Origin of the sequence: Crocosphaera sp. Alani8 (assembly GCF_038442745.1) — a bacterium.
Lineage (GTDB): Bacteria > Cyanobacteriota > Cyanobacteriia > Cyanobacteriales > Microcystaceae > Crocosphaera.
Map to the genome: position 1 here is coordinate 45,723 of NZ_JARVCN010000428.1, position 23,705 is coordinate 69,427.

The 23,705-nt window shown below is 38.7% G+C and carries 21 protein-coding genes and 1 tRNA gene; 16 read left to right on the forward strand and 6 right to left on the reverse strand.

Translation table 11 applies throughout. From position 1 onward, the window contains the following. The first annotated feature begins 352 nt into the window (after positions 1-352). Positions 353-1,060, forward strand: a complete 708-nt coding sequence (locus tag P9B04_RS21080) for a Crp/Fnr family transcriptional regulator (RefSeq protein WP_342056935.1) — start codon at positions 353-355, stop codon at positions 1,058-1,060. Positions 1,061-1,064: 4 nt separating this feature from the next. Continuing rightward, positions 1,065-1,787, forward strand: coding sequence for a DUF2232 domain-containing protein (locus P9B04_RS21085; RefSeq protein WP_342056936.1), 723 nt, complete (start codon positions 1,065-1,067; stop codon positions 1,785-1,787). A 91-nt stretch (positions 1,788-1,878) separates the two neighbouring features. On the opposite strand, the gene P9B04_RS21090 is transcribed toward P9B04_RS21085, so the two are convergent. Next, complete coding sequence (locus P9B04_RS21090) at positions 1,879-2,241, reverse strand: hypothetical protein (RefSeq protein ID WP_342056937.1); 363 nt, start codon at positions 2,239-2,241, stop codon at positions 1,879-1,881. Between the two features lie 242 nt (positions 2,242-2,483). Here P9B04_RS21090 and P9B04_RS21095 point away from each other — a divergent pair, with 242 nt between their 5' ends. The 6 genes from P9B04_RS21095 to P9B04_RS21120 all read left to right on the forward strand — a co-directional run bounded on the left by P9B04_RS21095 (position 2,484) and on the right by P9B04_RS21120 (position 9,285). Then, the gene (locus tag P9B04_RS21095) at positions 2,484-3,407 is read left to right on the forward strand and encodes an NAD(+) kinase (RefSeq protein ID WP_342056938.1); all 924 of its coding nucleotides are present in this window, start codon (positions 2,484-2,486) and stop codon (positions 3,405-3,407) included. A 134-nt stretch (positions 3,408-3,541) separates the two neighbouring features. Continuing rightward, on the forward strand, positions 3,542-4,759 hold the full coding sequence (locus P9B04_RS21100) for a lipid-A-disaccharide synthase-related protein (RefSeq protein WP_342056939.1): 1,218 nt from the start codon (positions 3,542-3,544) through the stop codon (positions 4,757-4,759). Positions 4,760-4,840: 81 nt separating this feature from the next. After that, complete coding sequence (locus P9B04_RS21105; protein WP_342056940.1) at positions 4,841-6,583, forward strand: ABC transporter ATP-binding protein; 1,743 nt, start codon at positions 4,841-4,843, stop codon at positions 6,581-6,583. Between the two features lie 103 nt (positions 6,584-6,686). Continuing rightward, positions 6,687-7,607 carry a ribokinase gene (gene rbsK / locus P9B04_RS21110; protein ID WP_342056941.1) on the forward strand — a complete coding sequence of 307 codons (921 nt, stop codon included), beginning with the start codon at positions 6,687-6,689 and terminating at the stop codon, positions 7,605-7,607. Positions 7,608-7,791: 184 nt separating this feature from the next. Further along, positions 7,792-8,178, forward strand: coding sequence for a type IV pilus biogenesis protein EbsA (ebsA, locus tag P9B04_RS21115; protein ID WP_342056942.1), 387 nt, complete (start codon positions 7,792-7,794; stop codon positions 8,176-8,178). 27 nt (positions 8,179-8,205) lie between these two features. After that, positions 8,206-9,285 carry a phosphotransacetylase family protein gene (locus P9B04_RS21120; protein ID WP_342056943.1) on the forward strand — a complete coding sequence of 360 codons (1,080 nt, stop codon included), beginning with the start codon at positions 8,206-8,208 and terminating at the stop codon, positions 9,283-9,285. 60 nt (positions 9,286-9,345) lie between these two features. Here the strand turns inward: P9B04_RS21120 and P9B04_RS21125 are convergent, their stop codons facing one another. Beyond that, a complete protein-coding gene (locus P9B04_RS21125; RefSeq protein WP_342056944.1) occupies positions 9,346-9,501 on the reverse strand; it encodes a hypothetical protein in 156 nt (51 codons plus the stop codon). Positions 9,502-10,010: 509 nt separating this feature from the next. Here P9B04_RS21125 and P9B04_RS21130 point away from each other — a divergent pair. Further along, positions 10,011-10,967, forward strand: a complete 957-nt coding sequence (locus P9B04_RS21130) for a hypothetical protein (RefSeq protein WP_342056945.1) — start codon at positions 10,011-10,013, stop codon at positions 10,965-10,967. A gap of 15 nt (positions 10,968-10,982) precedes the next feature. Continuing rightward, entirely contained in the window at positions 10,983-11,240 is a 258-nt protein-coding gene (locus P9B04_RS21135; RefSeq protein ID WP_342056946.1) for a chlororespiratory reduction protein 7, read from the forward strand. A 2-nt stretch (positions 11,241-11,242) separates the two neighbouring features. Here the strand turns inward: P9B04_RS21135 and P9B04_RS21140 are convergent, their stop codons facing one another. Then, positions 11,243-12,157 carry a phosphate/phosphite/phosphonate ABC transporter substrate-binding protein gene (locus tag P9B04_RS21140; protein ID WP_342056947.1) on the reverse strand — a complete coding sequence of 305 codons (915 nt, stop codon included), beginning with the start codon at positions 12,155-12,157 and terminating at the stop codon, positions 11,243-11,245. A 289-nt stretch (positions 12,158-12,446) separates the two neighbouring features. On the opposite strand from P9B04_RS21140, the gene P9B04_RS21145 reads away from it, so the two are divergent. Then, positions 12,447-13,367, forward strand: coding sequence for a c-type heme family protein (locus P9B04_RS21145; protein WP_342056948.1), 921 nt, complete (start codon positions 12,447-12,449; stop codon positions 13,365-13,367). Between the two features lie 99 nt (positions 13,368-13,466). Here P9B04_RS21145 and P9B04_RS21150 read toward each other — a convergent pair whose 3' ends face one another. Then, complete coding sequence (locus tag P9B04_RS21150) at positions 13,467-14,969, reverse strand: UDP-N-acetylmuramoyl-L-alanyl-D-glutamate--2,6-diaminopimelate ligase (RefSeq protein ID WP_342056949.1); 1,503 nt, start codon at positions 14,967-14,969, stop codon at positions 13,467-13,469. 376 nt (positions 14,970-15,345) lie between these two features. On the opposite strand from P9B04_RS21150, the gene P9B04_RS21155 reads away from it, so the two are divergent. The 4 genes from P9B04_RS21155 (at position 15,346) to P9B04_RS21170 (ending at position 20,002) form a co-directional block, all read left to right on the forward strand. After that, complete coding sequence (locus P9B04_RS21155) at positions 15,346-17,277, forward strand: M48 family metallopeptidase (RefSeq protein WP_342056950.1); 1,932 nt, start codon at positions 15,346-15,348, stop codon at positions 17,275-17,277. A 413-nt stretch (positions 17,278-17,690) separates the two neighbouring features. Continuing rightward, positions 17,691-19,169 carry a BCD family MFS transporter gene (locus tag P9B04_RS21160; protein WP_342056951.1) on the forward strand — a complete coding sequence of 493 codons (1,479 nt, stop codon included), beginning with the start codon at positions 17,691-17,693 and terminating at the stop codon, positions 19,167-19,169. 41 nt (positions 19,170-19,210) lie between these two features. Further along, positions 19,211-19,888: a uracil-DNA glycosylase family protein gene (locus tag P9B04_RS21165; RefSeq protein WP_342056952.1), complete on the forward strand. Its 678-nt coding sequence runs from the start codon at positions 19,211-19,213 to the stop codon at positions 19,886-19,888. Positions 19,889-19,929: 41 nt separating this feature from the next. Next, positions 19,930-20,002: transfer RNA gene (locus tag P9B04_RS21170), tRNA-Arg, on the forward strand. A 69-nt stretch (positions 20,003-20,071) separates the two neighbouring features. Here the strand turns inward: P9B04_RS21170 and P9B04_RS21175 are convergent. Then, a complete protein-coding gene (locus P9B04_RS21175) occupies positions 20,072-20,974 on the reverse strand; it encodes a J domain-containing protein (protein WP_342056953.1) in 903 nt (300 codons plus the stop codon). Positions 20,975-21,164: 190 nt separating this feature from the next. Continuing rightward, entirely contained in the window at positions 21,165-22,187 is a 1,023-nt protein-coding gene (locus tag P9B04_RS21180) for a long-chain acyl-[acyl-carrier-protein] reductase (RefSeq protein WP_342056954.1), read from the reverse strand. Positions 22,188-22,453: 266 nt separating this feature from the next. Here P9B04_RS21180 and P9B04_RS21185 point away from each other — a divergent pair, with 266 nt between their 5' ends. Next, positions 22,454-23,467 carry a lysylphosphatidylglycerol synthase domain-containing protein gene (locus tag P9B04_RS21185; protein WP_287140247.1) on the forward strand — a complete coding sequence of 338 codons (1,014 nt, stop codon included), beginning with the start codon at positions 22,454-22,456 and terminating at the stop codon, positions 23,465-23,467. Positions 23,468-23,705: the final 238 nt, after the last annotated feature.

Here is a 23,705-nt window from a genome sequence, read left to right on the forward strand (position 1 = left end):
TTTATTCCCAAATGGCGAAATTGTTACCCTGCAATGGATGCTTGAACCATGAAAAAACTGACATAGATTTAACAAGAGTCTGCAAGAATTAACGAAACTGTAAGGGTGTAAGGAAGAAAGTTCAACCCATGCCATTACACGGTGCTGATAAAATGGCAGGATTACGCTTAAAAGGCATTTATCCGGCGACAATATTAGAAGGCGATCGCCAGTTTTGGCTATAGTATTAATTTATCCCTCTCAGACCATGATACTCTCAAGCCTAAGATGCTCCAGAAACTTTAATCATTAAGTCGATGATTTTTGATACGCTTAGCATAGCAGATCGATTTGTAATCTGCTTATGAAGCTTATGGAAGATATCAAAAACTATCGTAACCAATCTCCAGATCTCCGAGACAGTCTAATAAAAGCCCCCTTTTTCAGTGAGTTACCAGAACAGAGTCTAAAACTGGTGATGAACCATGCCGTACTTCGTAGTCATCCAGCCAATCGTGTCATTCTCCTAGAAAATGACTGGGGGGGGTCTGTTTACTTTATCTTAGACGGATGGGTAAAGATTCGCACCCATAATGTTGACGGGAAAGAAGTAACCTTGAATATCGTGGGAAAAGGAGAAATTATCGGTGAAATGGCGGCTTTAGAAGAAGCCCCTCGATCGACCGATGCCATTACTTTAACCCCTACCACCATCAGTAGCATTCCTGCACAGGATTTTGTGAGCTTGCTCAATATTGACCCCGTGGCAGGGATTAGATTAGCTCAGGTTATGGCCAAACGTCTGCGGCAACTAAACCGACGATTGAGGTTACGGGAAGCCGACAGTCTCTCACGGGTTGCTGATACTCTTTTATTCTTGGCTGAGGGACAGGGAAAGCAAACCAGCAAAGGTGTAGAAATCCCTAATTTACCCCATCGGGAATTGAGCAGTATTAGTGGATTAGCCCGAGAAACAGTGACACGATCTCTGACTAAATTAGAAAAAAAAGGTTTAATTAAACGAGAAGACGATATCTTGTGTATCTTTTCTTTGAACAATCTAGAACAAATTATTTCCTAACATAATGGATGATTCCAACTGGGTAGACGAAGGGGATGAACTACTCAATAAACCTGAGTTGACCCCTGCAAAAATCCCCACCTCTCCCCTAAACCCAAAATCTGCTAAGATTCAGCAAACACTGGCTATGGTAGAAACAGCCTTTCTAGCCAGTGCAGGTAGTTTGATCTGGTTAATCAACTACTATTTCCCCCTCGGTCCACTATTTAGGATATTTTTCCCTCTTCCCATTGCTCTGCTTTATTTACGGTGGGGAAACCGCGCAGCTTGGATGGGGGCTTTAGTATCTGGGTTATTACTAACAGTATTAATGGGGCCTACCCGTAGCATTGTGTTCTTAATGCCTTATGGATTTATAGGGGTTCAGTTAGGGGCGTTTTGGCGCAGAAATGTACCCTGGGAGTTTTCTATAATTACAGGGTCTTTATTGAGTACATTCGGTTTATTTTTTCGTTTTTGGTTATTTTCTATTCTTTTAGGGGAAGATCTCTGGCAATATATCACCAATCAGATGGCAGGGTTCGCCGAATGGATATTTTTGAGAGTCGGTATTTTAGCTCAGCCGAGTTCTACCTTCATTCAAGGCTTGGTAATTTTTACGATTTTTGTAAATAGTCTTATTTATCTATTGTCGGTACATTTGGTAGCCTTATTAGTGCTAGATAAACTAGGTAATCCAATCCCTCGTCCTCCTAAATGGGTACAAATTATTTTAGATTACGAGTAATCATGTGTGAAAAAGTAAGTAAAACGGGATCCCAAAACAAAGGATCTTAAGCTCAAGTAGATAGACAAGGAAAACAAATAGGGCTGAAAAACTAAAAGTCAGCAAAAGGGATCAATCCTCCGCTACTTTTAGGATCACCTCGGTTGCTATTATCCCAGTCTTCGTGGTCTTTTTTAGCATCAGTGGTGGGAGAATCAGGAGAAAGCTCAGTGGATAGTTCATATTCGAGATTTTCAGAAATAATCCCATCGCTTTCTTGCACATCCCAAGACCACTGTTGATTTGTTTGGCTTTCTAAACCCTCTAAATCTTCCCAAGTCCCTGTAGGGGTTTCTGGGGGTTCGAGGGTTTCTACCGTGGTAAGCGAGGGTTCATTGGCTAGTACGTTGGGTAAAGAAGCCACGATCGCACTCAAAATAACCATGCTCACAAAAGCAGGCCAAATGTAATTCACGAGTCTTAAAGGGTTCATAGGTCATTCGGTCCTTCAATCAAGATCAAGCACTGGGCTAAATTGCCCCACCTATCTAAGATAATCAAAACTTAAAAATATGCAATGTATCAAAAGTGACCGATGAACAGTTAACGCTTCATCCACAACTAAATAATGCCCCAGTTAAAATGTAACTAAAGTTGCTCTTTTGCCAGAGCATTAAGGTTAACAATAAGAAGAAGATCCCTATTTAGTACATCAACGTGGAACTAAAACAAGTTATCATCGCCTACAAAGCAGGAGACACCCATAGTCAAACATGGGCTCAACGTTGCGCTAAAGAACTAGAAGCCCTGGAGTGTAAGGTATTAATGGGGCCTAGTGGCTATAAAGACAATCCCTACCCAGTGTTTCTTTCCTCTGCTTCAGAAAAGATCGATTTAGCCATTGTTTTAGGGGGAGACGGCACAATTTTAGCTTCCGCAAGACAACTGGCCCCCGAAGGAATACCCATCTTAGCGGTGAATGTGGGGGGGCATCTCGGATTTTTAACCGAACCCTTTGAACTATTCAAAGATACTGCACAAGTTTGGCACCGTCTGCAAAGCGATCGCTACGCCATGTTACAAAGGATGATGTTGGAGGCGCGAGTCTGTGAAGGAGATCGCTGTTCCCCTGAGTCTGGAAGCGATCGCTTCTACTGTCTTAACGAAATGTGCATCAAACCAGCTAGTATCGACCGAATGCCCACTGCTATTTTAGAACTGGAAGTAGATGGAGAAATTGTCGATCAATATCAAGGGGATGGGTTATTGGTTGCTACCCCGACGGGTTCTACTTGTTACACTGCTTCGGCTAACGGGCCAATTATTCATCCTGGAATGGATGCGATCGCTGTTACCCCTATTTGTCCTTTGAGTTTGTCCAGTCGTCCCATTGTTATTCCACCGCGTTCTGTTGTCAATATTTGGTCTTTGGGAGATTATGAATTGAATACCAAATTGTGGACAGATAGTTCTTTGGCCACTTCTATTTGGCCTGGTCAATGGATATCGGTTAGAATGGCTCCTCGTATGGCTAGGTTTATCGTTTTACGAGAAAATTACTCTTTCTATCAAACCCTACGGGAAAAGTTACAATGGGCGGGGACAAGAATTCATTTTGATAATAATCATCGAGTTAATTAGACCGAATGGTGTAATATTGAGACTTTAAGGTTAAATATTCTTCGGGGAAAAGTTAACAGTAGGTCATAAATTAAACCAGGAACTGATGACTGATAACCGAGTATTAAAGATCAAAAAATATTAAGTAAAATCCTATGCCGTCACCCTCTAAGCGAATATTATTCATCAGCAATGGTCATGGGGAGGATAATCACTCTTCCTACGTCATTGAAGCTCTGCTACAACTGTACCCCAATCTGGAGGTGATGGCTATGCCCATTGTGGGGGAAGGGAATGCCTACCGACGCTTGGATGTCCCCATTATCGGACCGACCCAAAATATGCCCTCTGGAGGCTTTTCTTATATTAATCGTTTACGTTTGTTGACGGACTTAAAAGCGGGGTTAGTGGGGTTAACCTGGCAACAGTTACGGGCGGTTTGGCAGTGCGCACCTAGTTGCGATTTAATTATGGCAACCGGCGACACCGTATCCCAAGGATTTGCTTATTCTACGGGTTATCCTTATGTTTCTTTTATTTCTTGTCTATCTGCGTTATACGAAGGGACATTGAAAGTTGGCCCATTCATCGGCACTTTTCTGCGATCGCCTCGCTGTTTAGGGGTGTTTACTAGAGATCCTTACACCGCCAAAGATTTGAAGCAACAGGGTATTACTAAGGCTAAATTTGGGGGTATTCCTTCCCTCGATAAATTACAGCCTACTAACAAAGATTTACAACTGAAAGCTGATATTCCCATGGTTGCTTTATTGCCAGGATCAAGACTACCCGAGGCGGTTCGCAACTTTAAATTACAACTGAATCTTATTCGAGAAATTATTCAAGTTATCCCCTTGGAAAAAATACAATTTCGAGCCGCTTTAGTCCCGAAGTTGATGACAGAATTAACAGCAATAGCTGAGAGCGAAAACTGGCAATACGAAAACAATAAATTGAGTTATAAAACTCCACAGGGAACCGTAGAAGTTCTTTGTTATTCTGATGGTTTTAATGATATTTTACACCACTGTACAGTAATGTTAGGAATGGCAGGATTAGCTGTGGATCAAGGGATTGCATTGGGTAAACCAGTGATTCAAGTACCAGGAGAAGGTCCCCAGTTTACCTACGAGTTTGCTGAGGCACAAACCCGTTTAATTGGTAGTTGCGCTCAAACTATAGGTACAGGTCCTGCTACATCTGAAACCCTCAAAGAAGCAGCCCGATGTGTGGCTAAAACTGTTGTTAATAAGGGTTATTTAGAAGATTGCGAAATCAAGGGAAAAGCCCGTTTTGGTCCCCCAGGTGCTTCTGAAAGGATTGCTCGTTTTTTAATATCTAATCTGGGAGTTCAGAGCAAAGATAATTCTTAGATTATTTTTTCTTAAATTTTCCTTTTATCTAGTTGTTTTGTGTTATAATATGCACTTAATTTTGCTGAATCCATAATTCTAATGAAAAAACGATCAAACTGGTGGAGATTATTACCTTATTTATTAACAGAATGGCCGTCATTATTAAAGGGATTTTTGTGTATCTTAGGATTTGTTTTAGTCACATTGGCTTTACCTTATTTAGCAGGACAGGTTTCTTTAAATATTGGGCAAGGTAATCTTGAAAAAGTAGCTTACTGGTTGGGTTTAGGAACCCTAGCTTTTTTAGTTAGAGGTATTTTTCAGTACGGACAAAATATCTTTATGATTGATGCCTCTTTGGAGATGGTGCTAAATGTTCGTAAGCAGGTTTATGCTCATTTACATCAGCTAGGACTTGATTATTTTGAAACAGCAAAGACAGGAGATTTAACCTACCGTTTAACAGAAGATATTGACAAGGTTGGTGAGATTGTCGATAAATTATCTCATCAATTTGTATCTAATGTACTCCAATTAATTGTTATTCCTGCTTATATGTTTTATCTCAATTGGCAGTTAACTATTGCTAGTTTAGTTCTAGCTCCTCTTATGGCAACATTAGTGAGTATGTTCGGAGAAAAACTATTAATACTATCCCGTCGTAGTCAAAATCAAATATCTAACCTTTCTTCCCTACTAACAGAAGTTTTTAGCGGTGTTCGTGTGGTAAAAGCTTTTGCCGCACAAGATTATGAAGTAGAAAGATTTACCAAGGAAGCTAAACAAAATCGTCAAGCTAGATATAGAGCAGAAAAACTAAAAGCAACCCAATATCCTGTAGTGGGATTTTTAGAAGCAGTTAGTTTTATGTCTCTCTTCTTTATTGGAGGATGGCAAATTTCTCAAGGTAATTTACAATCACAAGAATTCGTTAGTTATTTAGCTGCTGTTGTATTATTAATTCATCCTATCGATTTAATGACCAGTAATTATAACGAGTTTAAACAAGCAGAAGCGTCCGTAGATCGAATTTTTGAATTAATGGATGAAAACCCCACAGTCATTGAAAAAGAAAATAGTTTAACTTTCCAAGAAGTAACAGGAAAAGTAGAATATTGCGACGTTAGTTTCGCTTACAACTTAGATAAACCCGTCCTTAGGAAACTTAGTTTATTAGCACAACCAGGGCAAATTATAGCCTTGGTAGGTTCATCTGGTGCAGGAAAAACAACCTTAGTTAATTTACTTCCTCGCTTTTATGATCCCCAAGACGGACAAATTTTAATCGATGGTATTGATATTAAAGAGGTTAGCTTAAAAAGTTTGCGTCAACAAATTGGAATTGTTCCTCAAGAAACTACATTATTTTCAGGAACTATTGCTCAAAATATCGCTTATGGGCAAGAAAAATTAGATTATGAAGCAATAGAAAATGCAGCAAAAATAGCTAATGCACATTCATTTATTAGTCAATTTTCTCAAGGGTATCAAACTTGGGTAGGAGAAAGAGGAGTTAATCTTTCGGGGGGACAAAAACAAAGAATTGCGATCGCTAGAGCTGTCTTATTAAATCCCCATATTATGATATTAGATGAAGCAACATCTGCCCTCGATTCTGAATCAGAAGCGTTGGTACAAGAAGCACTAGAAAGAGTTATGAAAAATCGTACCGTTTTTGTCATTGCTCACCGTTTAAGTACCGTACGTCGCGCTGATTGCATTTTAGTTTTACAAAAGGGTCAAGTTGTAGAGTCAGGAAATCATGAAGAATTATTAGCAAAAGAAGGCCGTTATGCCAAATTTTATCAACAACAATATGCTAAAGGTTCAGAAGAATTTTAGGTTAAATATTAAACAAAATAAATACGAACATACCTCAATGATTGTGTTTCTTGATAAACGAATTTTAAAATAATCAGTCAGTTTATTTATATTGGATTCTTATATGAGTATTGTTGTTTTTGGTAGCATTAATATGGATATGATTGCACAAACTCCTAATCTTCCCCAACCTGGAGAAACAGTCATCGGTAGTAATTTTATGACTTTACCAGGAGGGAAAGGAGCAAATCAAGCCGTTGCAACAGCAAAACTAGGTTGTTCAACTTACTTTGTGGGACGGGTTGGAAGCGATAGTTTTGGGAAAGATTTATTAAGAACATTAGAAACATTTAAAATCAATACTGGAGGCATTTTTATTGATCCGAAAATATCATCAGGAGTAGCAATGATTAGTGTAGAAAAATCGGCAGAAAACACTATCATAGTTATTCCAGGTGCTAATGGGAATATTGATGAATCCGATGTTAATCGATTAAAGTTAGTTTTACCTAAAACTAGCTTTTTGTTATTGCAACTAGAAATCCCCTTAATAGCAATAGAAACGGCAGCCAGAGAAGCGAAAAAACTAGGAGTAACGGTAATGCTAGACCCTGCACCTGCTCCTGATAACTTTCCCAATTGCTTATATCCTTTAATTGATATTATTACTCCTAACCGAACCGAAGCCGAAAAATTAGTTAAATTCCCCTTAAATAATGATCATAGTATTAAGAAAGCCGCCAATGTTTTACTCAATCAAGGTGTGAAAAATGTTATTATTAAACTAGGAGAAAAAGGTGCATTTTATGCTACACAAACCGATCAATGTTTTGTGCCTTCCATCACAGTTAAAGCTATAGATACGGTGGGTGCAGGAGACGCATTCAATGGGGGAATAGCAGCGGCTTTGGATAGGGGATTGTCCCTGAAAAAAGCCTTAAAATGGGGAACAATTGCCGGTGCTTTGACCACAACAAAAGAAGGCGCACAGGCCGCTTTACCAGATTTAGCAACCGTTCAACAGTTCAGCGAAGTCGGAAGTTAAATGAACTCAGATGGGCAATTTTTAGTTAAAAATTCTAACTATTAACTAAAAGGTTTGCAGAGTGTCTTACAAAACAATAAATGTTGACTTTTACAAAAATTGATTCGGCTGTTTGAACAAAGTTGCCTATAATAAAAATTGGTGGGACGTTGACCTACTCTACTTTTGAAGGTTTATTGTATTTATGACTAGCATCGAAGATCTTAAACCTGCTCCCAAAGGCGAAATAATGATTTATCAGCCTTACTATCCTAAAGACAAGCATAAAGTTCTTCCTTATGCTATTTCTTTATATTCCCAAGGACACCTAGAAGGAACAAGACGAATTGAAGGAGGAAAGGGTATTCCTTTTGTTGCTTCCTGGTACGTCTCTAAGTTACCCTCGGAGCTTACTCGTTGCCGAATACAGTTCGACGGACAAGCAGAATTGAGCTACGAAATTACAATTCCTAATTCAGAACTTATCGATTATCTTATTTCAGCCCTGAGAATTTATCGAGAAGGACAAATAGCAGATTTTCCTCAAGGATTCTATCGCCAGTTACTAAACTGCAAAGAATCTGCCTCCTAAACCCATAGAAAATAAAATACTAACAGGATGGCACAGTCGACTAAACATTTAATCATCGCCTCAATTGAACCTTATACAGGTAAGTCAGGAACCATTTTAGGGTTAGCCCGTGAATTTCAAAACAGAGGTCTCTCAATTGCTTACAGTAAACCCATTGGGACTTGTTTGAAGAACCAAAACCCTAACTACAAAGAAGCAGACGTGGAATTTGTGGCTGAAAACCTGGGGTTAAAAGAAGCTCAAATAGCACAACCTCTAGCTGATTTACAGGCCTCAACTGTAGAAAAGCGTCTCAAAAAGGAAGATGAAAAGGATTATGGAACCCTATTGCAGAAAAGCCTCGAAAGTATAGAGGCTGATGTTATCTTCTTGGAAGGAGCAGGAACTCTCTGGGAAGGGGGCCTTTTTGGTTTATCTATTCTCGACATGGCTACCACCTTAAATGCTTCTGTATTATTAGTAGCCCGTTATGGTTCTCCCTTGGTGGTGGATGGTCTTGAAAGCGTCAAACTAGCACTAGGGGAGCGTTTGGCTGGTGTTATTGTTAACAATATTCCCACAAACGAACTGGACAAAGCCCAGACGGTGATTAAACCCTACCTGGAAAGTCGTGGAGTACCTGTATTGGCTTTATTGCCCACCAGTCGCTTGTTGCAGAGTGTTAGCGTGCGAGAAATTGCCCGTCAGTTGAATGCTGAAGTCTTGTGTCGGGGAGATCGCTTGGATTTAATGGTAGAAAGTCTCACTATCGGGGCAATGAACGTTAACTCAGCGTTGGGTTATTTCCGACAAGGACAAAATAAAGCTGTAGTAACAGGGGGCGATCGCACCGATTTACAATTGGCTGCTCTAGAAACCTCTACCAGTTGCTTGATTCTAACGGGACATATGAACCCTCAACCCTTGATCATCAGTCGTGCTGAAGACTTGGAGGTACCAATCCTCTCTGTAGCTCTTGATACTTTAAGCACCGTTGAAATCGTGGATGAAGCTTTTGGCAAAGTACGACTACAAGAAAAAATCAAAGTAGGCTGTATTCAAGAACTAATTGCTAAAAACTTTGAGCTTGACCGTTTTATGGCAGAACTTGGCATAATCACAGGTTAAAAAGATTTGGTAAGAAAAGGGGAACCGGAATAATCCCCTGTTCCTTCTAGTAATTAATACTTAATCACTAGCGTTGTTACCATCATTTTTATCCTCTTGATCGTTAGAATGGGATCTGCCACGAGAAAAGGAACGAGACGGTCTTTGACGAAATTGACGGGCGTAAGCTTGATTCCGTTCTGCTTTTTCTTTCTTCAAATTACGACGTTTGGCCACGATTGATTCCTCTGTTAAATAATAAAAACTACGAACACAGTTAGGGATGGGAGATTGCTGTTAAGTTTCTCTGGAGACTAGATAACATAACATAAAAAAGACTAAGTCAGTAACTTTGGTGCTTATCCCCAAAGACGGGTTTTCCTCAATTGTATCTAACCTTACTAAGTTTCCAGGCTTTTCCAAGGTCACCTCAATCCCTAGATATTTTAGTTACTCCGATGCAATTAGTTCCAAAAAGAAGCTTTATTTTTATCACCGACGCTTATTTTAGCATTTTATTCTTTGCGAGGTCAAATTGGTAGGAAAAAATGATAAATTAGATTCATATTGTTTATCTCCATCAACTGTTATTCTCGACATTAGTAACATAAAATTCAACAATTGTCTACTAATCAGGACACAGAAATTAGAAATTATCCTTGACTTTTGAGCTTTAAAAATGATTAATGGTTGATCAGCCACATTGTTTACAGTTACTATCCATTACTTTATAGAGAAGTCAACTTATGTCTAGTGAAAAGCCTTCTGCTAAGTCTTCAAATATTCCTGATGTTTCTTTATCTTCCTCTAAAGAAATGTCTCAACAGGAATTAATAGATGTGATCAAAAATACTATCACAAAACTAGATTTGATTGTAGACAAAATCAGTGACCAAGAGATAATAAACCTACCTAATCAAGAAAGGTTAAATGCACTTATAAATAGCACAGAAATGCTGGCGGATTCTTTAGAAAGTGAAACAGAAAAAAACGAATCTCAAACAGTTTCTTTATCGGAAGAAAATATAGAAAGTGAAGGACTAGATGAAATAGAAAACTGGGAAGATGATCTTACTTCGACAGAAGCAAACTATACAGACGTAATCGAAGAACCTGTCAGAGAGCTAGAAAAGTCTAAGGAAGAGGAATTTGATTCTTCTTCTAATACCAAAAGTTTATCGGTGGGGAAAATAGCAGGAATTTTAGGATTATCGATCATTATTCTTTTGTCGGTTTATGTTTTCGTTTTTAAACCAGAATTACCTAATCTAGAAATTTTTGAGCGTTCTTCAGAACTTTCCCCACCCCAAATAGTAGAAACCCCATCACAACTAGAAGAACCTGACTTACCACAACCAATTAAAAATATACCTTCTCCCCAACCCAAATTAACCCCAGAACAAAGTTTAATTGCCGCTCTGCAAAAAGAAATCACCGACTTAACAAATCAATATCCCGAGGATTTGATCGGGAGGATAGAAGCTAATTTTCTCAGGAGTCGTCTCCTTGTTACCGTAGGGGATCAATGGTATGACTTAACAACTAAAGAACAAGATAATCTCGGTAATAATATTTTAGAGCGATCGCAAAGTTTAGATTTTCGTAAATTAGAAGTCCTAGATTCTCGGGGAGATTTAGTTGCTCGTACGCCAGTGGTGGGGAATAAGATTATTATCTTTAAAAGGAGTCTTTACATTCAATAGAGTTAACTTAAAAGTATGGTAGATTCAATCATGTATCAAGAGGATGGTTTTGTTGTCCTCGAACCCGATCAACCCGAACAAATCCTTACCTCTCAAGAATTACTAGAGAAGCTTAAAGGAATTTTAGTCAATCGCCAAGACGATTTACCCAGAGAACTGGAAAAATTTACCACAGTAGAAGCTCAAGCAGAATATTTAATGGAAAATTTCTGTGATCTAGATGTGGGAGCCAACGGTTATTTACAATGGTACGTTATTCGCTTAGAAAAATAGGGTTATTCTTCTGTCTTTTCTGAGGGAACCTCTGTCCCTTCCTCTGTCTTTTCTGAGGGAACTTCTGTTGCTTTCTCGTACAACATAGCTGGTTGTCGTTGGATATTGTCAGTAATAGGAATAACTCTATCAATTACGTTGATTAGTTCCTCATAATTAGGAACATCAGCATTAGTGATATATCCCACGGAAGAAGAAATCATCGGAGGAGCAGTGATCAAAGTCTCATACAATGCTTCTTGTTCAATTTGAGGAAGTCGGTTGGACACTAATATGGAGCCACTGGGAACCGAATGAGTATCTTGATGTAAGACACGGAACTTTTTTTCTGGAATGGTAGCACGATAAAGATTGTATTGCTCGAGGGACATAGCTGCTGCGGCCACTTCTCCATCAGCAATCCATTCTAGAGCTTGTTTTGGTGTAGCCGCCAGGAGAATTTTGTTTAAAGTGAGTCCATAAAGGTTCAATAGAGGAAAATAATAGCCTGTAGCCGAGCCTGCTTGTCCCAGAGCAACCCCTTTACCATTTAAGTCAGAAAGTTGCTGTAAAGGACTGTCCTCGGCAACAACGAAGATAGAACGGTTATTGATTCCTCCCTCGAGAGATAAAATAGGAACATAAGCGGATTTTTGACTGGCAATGGCCGCTAAGCCAGGAGAGGCAAACACTAAGTCCCAACTTTCGTTATTGATTTGAGCAATAGCCTGACGCTCGTTGTAGGCTGGCTCTAACTCCACAATACTGTTGAGTTCTGTTTCGAGATATTCTTTTAGTTCTCCATAGACTTCTTCTAGTTGTTCATCTTCTCCAAAATTAACCACTCCTAAAACAATACGAGCCGGAAACTGTTGTCTTGGTTGACAACCGAACAAAATAAAGACAATCAATACCGTAAACAAACGGGGAACTTTCATTTTAGTAATCAACAAAACTTAACCTGACAACATTTTCTTTATTCTTTGGGTTTGCTCAAAGGGACCATGAAAGTTTTAGTCTTTTTTTGGGCATACTGCTATTATGATAAGCCCTAAACTAACCTGATAGAAGGCCATAACTGCATTTTCAGCACTATTCTTAATGTTTGTTGATAATGAGTTTTTAAGTTGCAGCAATTTCTAAGCTTTTGTCTCGGAGTCTTTTGCAATTATGGGTTGGGTTATCGATATTTTATCGTATTTTTATTACGCTTTTTAGACTAAAATTATGATCAAAGACAATCATTTGCTCAAGAACCTTAAAATTGCTACAAAATTAAACATTTTGTTAACTATCATCGCTGTTGTTACTGTTTTTTTAAGCGGTGGGGTTTTATCTTGGATTCTATCCAATAATGCCGAAAGCGTCGTTACAGATAAAGCCTTAGTTCTAATGGAAACCATGAGTGCTGTTCGTAATTATACCACCACGAAAATTAATCCAGAATTAGCTGATCGGTTAGAAACAGATTATCAATTTTTACCCCAAACTGTTCCTGCTTTTTCCGCCAGAGAAGTATTTGAATATTTTAGGGAACAAGGAGGTTACAAAGACTTTTTCTACAAAGAAGCTACTTTAAATCCAACTAATTTACGAGATAAAGCCGATGACTTTGAAGCAAAAATTGTTGAGAAGTTTCGCAATGAGAGGGAACTAGATCAAGTCTCTGGTTTTCGTTCTTTTAGTAGCGGTAACATTTTCTATATTGCTCGTCCTTTAGAGGTTTCAAAAGAAAGTTGTTTACGATGCCATAGTGTTCCCGAGGCTGCACCCCAAAGTCTATTAACCACCTATGGTAGAGAAAATGGTTTTAATTGGAAACTACACGAAATTGTTGGGGCGCAAATGATTTTAGTTCCTGCTACATCTATTCTTGAAAGTGCAAAAAGATTGCAAGTTTCTGTAACGGTTATTTTGATAGGTTGTTTAGGGTTTGCTATCTTCCTAATTAACTTTTTCCTAAGATTCTCTGTTACCAATCCTCTTAAGAAAATGGCACAGTTAGCACAGCGCATTAGTACAGGGGATTTAAGTCAAGAATTTGTCCATCCTTATAACGACGAAATGGGAATGTTAGCTTCTTCTTTAAACCGTATGAAAGTTAGTTTAGATATTGCTATGGATATGTTGAATTCTGAGACAGAATAGATTTACTTACATCGAACTGAGGTTGATAGTAATACAATTATCAATGATCGGGTAAATAATGGATAATTTATTAACAATAATTATCCATTATTTTTTTTGCTATTGTAAACGAAATTCTAAGGCTTTTCTGGCTTCTTCTCGATCGTCAAAATGGATTTTTTCTGTACCTAGAATTTGATAATCTTCGTGACCTTTTCCTGCTATTAGTACACCATCTCCAGGTTTAGCTATTAGGATAGCTGTTTTAATTGCCTCTGCGCGATCGCTAATAACTAAAGGTTCCACATTTTCAGGAATTCCTGTTAAGACATCGTTTAAAATTATCTGAGGATCTTCTGTTCTAGGATTGTCAGAAGTCACCACAGAAACATCTGCTAATTTAGCAGATGCTTGACCCATTAAAGGGCGTTTGGTCCGGTCGCGATCACCACCACAACCAAACACACAAATCATTTTACCTTGAATAAAAGGACGGGAAGCTTTCAGCAAGTTCTCTAAACTATCGGGGGTATGGGCATAATCAACAATCACACTAATATCTTGTTTATCGTTAATATTTACCCTTTCCATTCTTCCAGGAACTCCTACAAAGTTAGGCAATTTTTCCATAACTTCTTTTAAGTCTAAACCAAAATGTAAAACCGTTGCAACAGCTGCTAAAACATTAGATAAATTGAATTGTCCTACTAAGGGAGAAGTAAACTGAATGTTGCCTAATGGAGTGATTAATGTTCCTTTTACTCCGTTTGCTTCATAAGTTAAATCCCTAGTATAAAAATCTGCTTTTGTATCCTCAACGCTATAAGTCCAAACCTGAGTGGGTTGTAAACTTTCAATTATTCTTTTACCATAGGAATCATCTAAGTTAACCACAGCTTTACCTTGTAAGTAATCTGGGGTAAATAATAACCTTTTGGCAGCAAAATAATCTTCCATATCCTTATGATAGTCGAGATGATCTTGGGTTAAGTTAGTAAAGACACTCACTCCAAAAGAACATTCTTTAACTCGTTTTTGAACTAAAGCATGGGAACTAACTTCCATAATACAATACTCATTATTAGCAACTACCGCTTCAGCTAGTTTTTGTTGCAAGTCTGGGGCGAAAGGTGTAGTGTGTATGGCTGTTTGCTCAAACCCTGACCAACGAGTGTATAATGTGCCAATTAATGCCGTGTTTTTTTGACATTGGGTTAAGAAATATTCGATCAAATGAGTGGTAGTTGTTTTACCGTTAGTTCCTGTTACCCCAACCATGTTTAGTTGTTGTGCCGGATAGTTATAAAAAGCGGCTGCTATTTGAGCCGCAACAGTGGCAACATCCTCTACAATAATCACACAATAATCGTTTTGAGGTGGAAATTTTTGAGCAGCTTGAGGACTAATAATAGCTGCCACTGCACCCACTTCCATTGCACTTTGCCAAAACTCACCCCCATCCACACGAGTTCCTGGTACACCAATAAATATGTCCCCTGGTTGACAGGAATGGGAGTTAGTAGAAATGCCTTTAACCTCTTTTTCCAAGGCTGAATGATGGGGAAGGGAGGGAATATCGGAAACGTTATTTAACAAGTCCTGAAGTTTTCTGCTAGTTAGCATAATGATTAAATAAGTAACTGATAAGTGCCTTTATCTTATGACTGGATGACAAATACAATCATAATTGATTTTAGCTTAACAATTATATTTGACTTTAGATGGGTTCCTTTTTGTTTCCGAAGTTATCAGTTATGAAAGTAGAAAAATTAATTAGAATATTTTTAATAGCTTTGATTTTAACTATTATTCTCAGATAAGAAGGAATTTTATCAAGGTTTTACCTTATCATCAGTAGTGCCATAGAAAACTTTTTGTGACCATGAGTGAACCCAGAAAACCAATTGCCCAAAACCTAAAATCATCCTAAAAGTCGTAAAGATTGAGAAAATCGTTTATAACATAGAGAGAATGTTCGTTGTAAATGTAATCTATAAAGATGAAAATTAACTGGTATTTGTCTGTTATTTTAGTTAGCTTACTGGCTCCTAACCTTGCTTTGTCCCAAGAAATAGAGAAAAATACAATATCCTTTCTCAAAGAAAATGTTACTCTAGAAAATAGTTCTACAGATGATAATTATTTTGAGATTGCCGATTTACCTGAGAATGAACATCCAGAAAATCACAATACAACTTCCGAGGAAAACCGCTCTAATACCATACTAGAAAAAAAACAACCTAATCCAGTAGAAACAAGTGTTGACGAAACCATAAAAACTGAATCGCCAGAATCAACGGAAGAAACAACAACAGCAACTACTCATAGTTGTGATGCTGCGCCGCCTCAAGTTCAACATCCCCTTGTACCTCCCGTAGAAGTTGCTGAAAATACAACAGAAAATACTGAGGATAATATCGACGCATTATCCTTAAAAAAGCCAGGGGAAATTGAAGAAGAAAACGGGGAAATTGAAGAGGAAAAAGAAGATGAAATTTTAACAATTTCTCAAGCAGAAATCACCCATTATCCGGCCCTAGCAAAAGCGGATCATTTTTACAGATGCGGTGAAACTTTATTAGCAGAAAGATTTTATCGCCAAGTAAAAGAACCCTTTGGTAACGAAGAAGAGTTGAACCGAGAAATCTTAGCTCAAGCGGTTTATGAACCAGAATACTTATTACCAGGAGGGACTGTTTACTGGCGACTCTATCAAGAAAGTTTACAGGAAAGCGAAGTTTATGAAAGTAAGCGAATTGCACCATTAAAACTATTATCTCAAGACTACCCCGAGTTCATTCCTGGACATATCAAATACGCAGAAATTCTTAAAGAAGATGATCGCCACCAAGAAGCCTTAGAAGTGTTAGAAAATGCTGTTAATTTGTACCCCAACGAAGCACCACTGGTAAAAGCTAAAATAGAAGCAGATGAACAAGCAGGAAATTGGTTAGCAGCTTCCTTAACTGCCCGTCAATTTGCTGTGTTTAATCAAGACCATTTTTTACAGGACGAATTTAAAGAATTAGCAGATAAAAATTTAGGTCGTTATCAAGGAGATCTCCAGGAACAAATGACCTGGAATTTAGTAGGAAATGCCATTATGGGTGGTGTTGGGGCTGCCTTAATGGGGAACGTTTTTGCTCCCCTTTCCACCATACAAACAAGCTACCTTTTATTACAAGGAGAGTCAGCCATTGGGGAAAACTATGCCGAAGGATTCAAAAATCGTCTCACTTTGATTGAAGATCCCGAAGTAACAGAATATATAGAAGAAATTGGTCAAAAATTAGCTAAAGTTGCCGGAAGAGACGAATTTGAATACGAATTTTATGTGGTGATGGACGAAAATCTTAACGCCTTCGCTTTGCCAGGGGGTAAGATATTTATCAATGCTGGAGCGATCGCCAAAACTTCTTCAGAAGCAGAAATTGCAGGATTATTAGCCCATGAATTAGCCCATTCCGTCCTTTCTCACGGTTTCCAGCAAATGACCCAAGGGGCTTTAACAAGCAGTGTAGTAGATTATATTCCCTATGTGGGAGGAATTGCTAGTAACCTGGCTATTTTAAGCTACAGTCGCGGTATGGAAGAACAAGCAGACTTATTTGGCACGAGATTACTGGCGGCTACAGGGTACGCTGCCGATGGACTCCACAACCTAATGGTGGTGATGGAAAATGAAGACAAAAACAGTCCCCCTGCTTGGCTATCCACTCACCCCAATACCAGCGATCGTGTGAAATATATCGAGGCAGAAATTGTCAGAAATAATTTCAATCGTTTTGCCTACGAAGGAGTTGAAAGACATCAACAAATTCGTAAAAAAGTGGTGCAGCTTCTAGAAGAACACGAAGCTAAAGAAAATGGGGAAAAAATTGAAGAAAAGCCTCAAGAAAATGAAACCGAGTTAAATCAAGAAACTAACTAGACGTTTTAACCTAGTTTGAGTTTGATGATTTCTCTTAGTTCTCAAAAATAACTAGAGATATGTGGGTGTAGGGTCGAATTTTCTTCCTTGCACCCTATTAATTTAGCTATAGAAATAATACATAGAGATTTATGTTCCGCCTCAAAAACAACTTCTGTGGGATAGGGCATGGTAAAGTTAGAAATTTCTGACTTTTTTTTGATTCCATCAAATACCTTTGTTAATTATCCTGTCAGGATATAATAATGTTATGTTCAAAAATGTTATTGATCTTGCTTTCTTTTGCTACAAAAAAAAAGAACTTGCTTGTCATCTAATCTCAGTTAAATTCTGAATCACTTTGACCCAGATGGCTTGGTTTTACCAAGTTTATTCCCTTTGAATTGTTCCCTCCCTCAAAAACTAGCCAAAACATGACTATTAACAATACTCCTGAAAAACTGAACTCCAAATCCCAGAAACCCCTACCCAAAATAAAGCTCTTAACCATGTTTCGTTTAGGTTTATTCCAAATGGGACTAGGGATCATGTCCCTATTGACTTTGGGAGTGATCAACCGCATTATGATCGATGAATTAACTGTACTACCCTGGATCGCAGCCACAGCGATCGCCATGTATCAGTTTGTTAGTCCAGCGCGGGTATGGTTTGGACAACTCTCAGACACAAAACCCATTCAAGGGTATCATCGCACAGGATATGTGTGGATGGGAGCCATTCTTTTTACTTCTCTAGCATTCGTCGCTTTACAAGTGGTGTGGCAACTGGGAAGCAGTATCCAAGCAACGGGATGGAGTTTCAGCAGTTACGCATGGGCGGTTCTTTTAGGAGTAATTTTTGGCGGTTATGGGTTAGCTTTAAGTATGAGTTCTACCCCTTTCGCTGCTATGTTGGTGGATGTGTCAGATGAGGACAATCGCTCACAGTTAATTGGCATTGTTTGGTCTATGTTAATGGTAGGTATTGTCGTAGGAGCGATCGTCAGTTCTCAATTACTCAACACCCCTGAAATTTGCGGCCAAGCCATTTTGTCTTATGACCCCACAGCAACGGCTAAAATAGCCAACATTCCCACCTTACGAGCAACCGTCAACCCTGTGTTTATTATTATGCCTCTGGTGGTGTTAGCAATGTGTTTCTTTGCCACTTGGGGGGTAGAATCTCGTTATTCTCGTTTCGGAGTGCGTTCTCAAACAGTACAACGGGAAGATCAAATCGGTTTAAAAGATGCTCTAAACGTCTTAACTACCAGTCGTCAAACGGGGCTGTTTTTCAGCTTCATTTTGATTTTAACCCTTAGTTTATTCATGCAGGACACGGTAATGGAACCCTACGGAGGGGAAGTATTTGGGATGTGTATCTCTGAAACAACCCAACTCAACGCATTTTTTGGCATGGGAACCCTCTTTGGTATCGCTTCGACAGGTTTCTTTGTGGTTCCTCGTTTGGGGAAACAGCGCACCACAAAACTCGGTTGTATTTTAGCCGTAGGTTGTTTTGTTCTCATCGTTTTAGCTGGAGTGAATGCTAACGAAAGTCTCCTCAAATCAGGATTAGTGTTCTTTGGCTTAGCATCAGGAATGATAACCGCCGGAGCCACCAGTCTCATGTTAGATTTAACAGTGGCAGAAACTGCAGGAACCTTTATCGGTGCTTGGGGATTAGCTCAGGCCATCGCCAGGGGATTATCGACAGTTTTAGGTGGTGTGGTTTTAAATTTTGGCAAAATGGTGTTTAATGTTCCTGTGTTATCCTACGGCCTAGTTTTTGTGATTCAAGGATTGGGCATGATTTTAGCCATTTGGTTGTTAGGAAAAGTCAATATTCAAGAATTTCGGGACAACGCTAAATCCGCTCTTTCTATGGTCATGGAAGGAGATTTAGATGGGTAAATTCAGTTAACAGTCATCTCAGTTATTGGTTTTGAGGAGTAATGGACGAGATTAAAACTTTGATAGAGAAAATTCGTCAAGAGGCCGAAAAGGAGACGTTCCCTATCGATATACCGATTTATGAAGCAGTTGAAAAAAACCCAACTCACCCTATACTCTATGCAGGAAACTTAGAAAGTAAGATTTGCTTTTTTGGTCGAGATTTAGGACGAGATGAGGTTGCACAGGGACAACCTTTAATCGGTGCAGCCGGTACTATGGTTAGGAAGGGATTTTATCAAGGGGTTTATGATCGAGAAGCTACCTCTTCCGAAGACTTACAATCCATTTGTGATCGAGCTTTACTAACCAATACAGTCCCTTATAAACCCCCTGGTAATAAGGCTTACACCATCAAAGTAAAAGAGCGATTTCGTCCATTTATCGAGCAGTTACTGGTGATTTATTGGCAAGGAACTCAGATCGTTACCTTGGGGACAGAAGCTTTTAAATGGTTTACTCCTTATGGGACAAAAGAGGAGGTAGAGGCATTTTGGAAACAAAGCGATCGCTACGAAACTCAACTCAAAGTAACCCTTGAGGCCATGGATTTTCAAGGAACTAAACATGAGCGTCAAGTCTCTTTACTCCCTTTACCCCATCCTTCACCTTTGAATAAGCGATACTACGCTAAATTTCCCCAAATGTTACAAAAACGTATCAACGAATTTGAATTTTAGGCCAATGGGGGAAAAACAAGTTACAATAAGATTCTTGTTGTGGGTGTGTAGCTCAATGGATAGAGCAACAGCCTTCTAAGCTGTCGGTTACAGGTTCGAGTCCTGTCACACCCGTTAATTTAAGTCACTCCGAGAAAGCCAGAATCTTTCGCAACATCTTAATTTGAAAGAAATTTTATCACTCTATCCCAGAGAACTAAACCATTTTCCCATCGATTCCAATCTTTCCGTATTTCTTTGACGACGCAGTCGATACTCTTCGTAAGCGATGTTAACACGGGTAGTAATTTGATGAGCTAGAGGATGTTCAGTGCGATCGGGATGCCACGATCGCAACAAATTTTTATAAGCTTGTTCAACCTTATTTGGCGGAGAAAACTGGGTAATCCCTAACACTTTCCACCACGATGAAGTAGGCTCAATTAATACAGGATCAACCACTAAAGAACTGTCCCAAACTATTAACTTTACTTTCTCCCAAGGCATTCCGTAACAACGAGAATAAATCTTTTTTAGACAGTTTAAGCCTAAAACGTCAGCACTTTTTTGGTGCCATTGCCTGAAGGCACACAGTTTATCCCATCGCCAAAAAGTATGATAATCTCTAGCCAAGGATTCCAAAACCGACTTAACTAGATTTGGTGGTTCTTCTAACTGTAATAAATAACCCAATTCAGGTGAAAACTCCTGATGCAAAGGGTAATTGCTCCACTCCCAATAATTAAATCCTGGTTGTCCTAAACGTTGACCATAAAAAGAAAACCAGCCTGTTTCCCAAACTGAAGCCAAGGAAGTTGCCAAGGGGTAAAATTGACCTTTTAAAACAGTTTGTGGGGTATCTTCCAATAAACAACTTAAAGGAGTGAGTAGGGGTGTGGCTAAGGGGTAAAATTGACCTTTTAAAACAGTTTGCGGGGTATCTTCCAATAAACAGCTTAAAGAAGCGAGTAAAGGTGTAGCTAGGGGATATGATTGTCCTTTTAGATAGTGTTGGGGAATATCTTCTAATAAACAAGCGATCGGTTTATGTTGACCCCTCAAAATAGGGGGATGAGACTTGTGACGTTTAGCTGTAGATAGTGTCAAGGAAACTACTATTAACACTGCCCCACAGATTAATAGATTGGACCAAATATCACTAATGAAACCCATCACTCCCATAGTTAAACCCCGAAAAATTCTAATTTTAACAAGAAGACAGAGCCAGAGAGAGGAATTTAAGGGACTATTTATTATGAAAATAATTTGCCCTTTTCTCCTATCTCTGCCGATTTAGTTAGGAACCTAATAATGGTTGAAGTCCATGTTTAACAGATGCTCCTCCGATTTGTTCCATCTTCGTCACTGTAATTTGATTGCGTCCCCAAGAGAAATTAGTATGCCATTGTTCAAACTCTAATAGGATGGCTTCAGCAAAACAAGCAAACATTTGACGAGAAGGAACATCCATATTGACAGTTTCCATAATTTTCCAGTCAATATCGAGAGAGTGTTCCACAACTCCCCCTTTAAGGATATGGACATCTGGATGTTTCACCTTTGTGTCCAAATTCTTGGGATAACCACCATCGACTATTAAACAGGGTTTTTTGAGGGTTTCAGCCTTGATTTCTACACCTTTGGGCATACTGGCTACCCAAACGATCACATCTGCTTCGGGTAAAGCTTCCTCTAGTCCCATAATCTTACCCCGTCCCAACTCATCTTGTAGTCGTTGTAATCTTTCTCTGTTGCGAGCAATTAATAACAGTTCCTTGGTATCGGTTTTTTTATCTAACCAACGACAAACTGCACTACCAATGTCTCCGGTTGCCCCACAAACAGCAACAGTTGCCTGGGATAAATCAATGCCTAGTTTCGCTGATGCGAGTTCTACCTGACGAGCAATTATATAAGCAGTGTGGGTGTTTCCCGTAGTGAAGCGATCAAACTCTAAAGAGACATTGCGAACTTGTCTATTATCTTTGAGGTTGAATTCTTCAAAAATAATCGAAGAAAAGCCTCCTAATGCTGTGATATTCAGGTTATTTTTCTGCGCAAAGGCCATTGCATTTAATATTTTGCGAATTGCGGCTTTAATCCGTCGCTTCATCAGCATTTCTGGTAAAAAAGCGGATTCTATATACTTTCCTGTAATGGTTTGTCCTGTGATGCTGGTAACATGAAACTCCTCGACGAATTGGGGTGGAGCAGAACACCACAAATCGAGTCCCTGACTAGCATAAGGGCCATATCCAAAGGCCTCAGCAACGGAGTGAGCATGTTCTAAACTTGTAAGATGACCGATTAAACCAAACATTGATTATTCTGTATGATAATTAGGCAGAAAAGAGACTAAATTATAGGAAAAAGTTAAGACTCTTAACAATAGTACCGTAATCTTTTGATCATTGATCACGTTTTGAGAATAGATAGCCTTTATTATGGGAATTGAGATCGGTGAAATTACAGATCATGGATTATCTCAAATCTAAAAAAATACTGGCCTTGAGGCGATTACCAACAATTCTGGTCTAGCTTTTTAGGGTATCAGATGAAATTTTTTAAGTCCTTTTACTTTTTGTTATGGCTAAAAATCCTATTTTACGTTGGCTCCCTCCTGCCATGAGTTTGGGGCTATTTGCCTTATCCCTGTGGACCATACAGCATAACTTACAACACTATCAAGCTGAGAATTTTTGGGACAGCTTATCGAATATTCCCCACAGTCACATTGTCCTAGCGATCGCTTTAATGGGGCTTAACTACTTTATTATGACGGGATACGAGTGTTTAGGAATTACTTATGTTCGTCGAACTCTCCCCTATACCAAAAAAGCTTTAGTGGGTATTATTTGTTCTGGCATTAGTAATAGTGTGGGTTTTGCGGTTTTAAGTAGTTGCATGATTCGTTACCGTTTCTACTCAGTTTGGGGGTTTTCTGTGGCAAAAATCGCCCAAATTTCTGCTTTTTGTAACCTATCATTTTGTTTAGGTTTATTTGTGGTGGGTAGTATTATTTTTATTAAAGAACCTTTACCAATTCCCCAATTAATAGAGTTCCCTTTTCTTTCTGTTCGTCCTCTAGGAATTATTTTTCTAGTTGTTATTCTTGCCTATTTATTTTTAACAGTTATTCGTCAAAAACCTTTAATGGTGGGTAAATGGATTATTCCCCATCTCCCTTTTAGGTTAGCGGTGGCTCAACTGGTCATTTCTGCTTTAGATTGGTGTTTAGCCGCAGCAGTTTTTTATACTCTTTTACAGGGTTCAGTTTCTTTGTCCTATTCAGAATTTTTTGGAATATATATGTTAGCTCAAGTAGCTGGACTAGCCAGTAATATTCCTGGAGGACTGGGGATTTTTGAAACGGTCATGATATTATTATTAGCTCCATTAATCACCTCTGAAAATCTATTGGGAACTTTATTAATTTATCGCGCTATTTATTATTTTATTCCTTTAAGCGTAGCAGCTGTACTATTAGGGAAGTATGAATGGCATAATTTCTTTCATAAGCAACAATCACAACCTGAAACTGTCTCTCATTTCTCAACAACAGTGCAAGAAAAGATGAATATTGACGAATCAATCAGATAATAGCAATATCAAAATTAGTTAGCATATTTTTCATATTCTTAGTTGTCATTCCGAGGAACTACAGCAATTATAGCGATTTTCAATTAAGTGGCGAATCTCAGAATCTAACTTCTGCCCCCTGTCTCTTCTAAAAGATAAGATGGGTTTTAGAACCGAATTTGTATAAATTGCATTTAGTATGACTTCTGATACCAAATCCGCTCTTGTTATACCCTTTATAAGCTAGAATAGGCAGATG

What these genes read in the sequence shown, in the direction of transcription:
- P9B04_RS21080 (WP_342056935.1), top strand. Translation starts at nt 353, where the DNA reads ATGGAAGATATCAAAAACTATCGTAACCAATCTCCAGATCTCCGAGAC.
- P9B04_RS21085 (WP_342056936.1), top strand. Translation starts at nt 1,065, where the DNA reads ATGGATGATTCCAACTGGGTAGACGAAGGGGATGAACTACTCAATAAA.
- P9B04_RS21100 (WP_342056939.1), top strand. Translation starts at nt 3,542, where the DNA reads ATGCCGTCACCCTCTAAGCGAATATTATTCATCAGCAATGGTCATGGG.
- P9B04_RS21105 (WP_342056940.1), top strand. Translation starts at nt 4,841, where the DNA reads ATGAAAAAACGATCAAACTGGTGGAGATTATTACCTTATTTATTAACA.
- rbsK (WP_342056941.1), top strand. Translation starts at nt 6,687, where the DNA reads ATGAGTATTGTTGTTTTTGGTAGCATTAATATGGATATGATTGCACAA.
- ebsA (WP_342056942.1), top strand. Translation starts at nt 7,792, where the DNA reads ATGACTAGCATCGAAGATCTTAAACCTGCTCCCAAAGGCGAAATAATG.
- P9B04_RS21120 (WP_342056943.1), top strand. Translation starts at nt 8,206, where the DNA reads ATGGCACAGTCGACTAAACATTTAATCATCGCCTCAATTGAACCTTAT.
- P9B04_RS21130 (WP_342056945.1), top strand. Translation starts at nt 10,011, where the DNA reads ATGTCTAGTGAAAAGCCTTCTGCTAAGTCTTCAAATATTCCTGATGTT.
- P9B04_RS21135 (WP_342056946.1), top strand. Translation starts at nt 10,983, where the DNA reads ATGGTAGATTCAATCATGTATCAAGAGGATGGTTTTGTTGTCCTCGAA.
- P9B04_RS21140 (WP_342056947.1), bottom strand. Translation starts at nt 12,157, where the DNA reads ATGAAAGTTCCCCGTTTGTTTACGGTATTGATTGTCTTTATTTTGTTC.
- P9B04_RS21145 (WP_342056948.1), top strand. Translation starts at nt 12,447, where the DNA reads ATGATCAAAGACAATCATTTGCTCAAGAACCTTAAAATTGCTACAAAA.
- P9B04_RS21150 (WP_342056949.1), bottom strand. Translation starts at nt 14,969, where the DNA reads ATGCTAACTAGCAGAAAACTTCAGGACTTGTTAAATAACGTTTCCGAT.
- P9B04_RS21155 (WP_342056950.1), top strand. Translation starts at nt 15,346, where the DNA reads ATGAAAATTAACTGGTATTTGTCTGTTATTTTAGTTAGCTTACTGGCT.
- P9B04_RS21160 (WP_342056951.1), top strand. Translation starts at nt 17,691, where the DNA reads ATGACTATTAACAATACTCCTGAAAAACTGAACTCCAAATCCCAGAAA.
- P9B04_RS21165 (WP_342056952.1), top strand. Translation starts at nt 19,211, where the DNA reads ATGGACGAGATTAAAACTTTGATAGAGAAAATTCGTCAAGAGGCCGAA.
- P9B04_RS21180 (WP_342056954.1), bottom strand. Translation starts at nt 22,187, where the DNA reads ATGTTTGGTTTAATCGGTCATCTTACAAGTTTAGAACATGCTCACTCC.
- P9B04_RS21185 (WP_287140247.1), top strand. Translation starts at nt 22,454, where the DNA reads ATGGCTAAAAATCCTATTTTACGTTGGCTCCCTCCTGCCATGAGTTTG.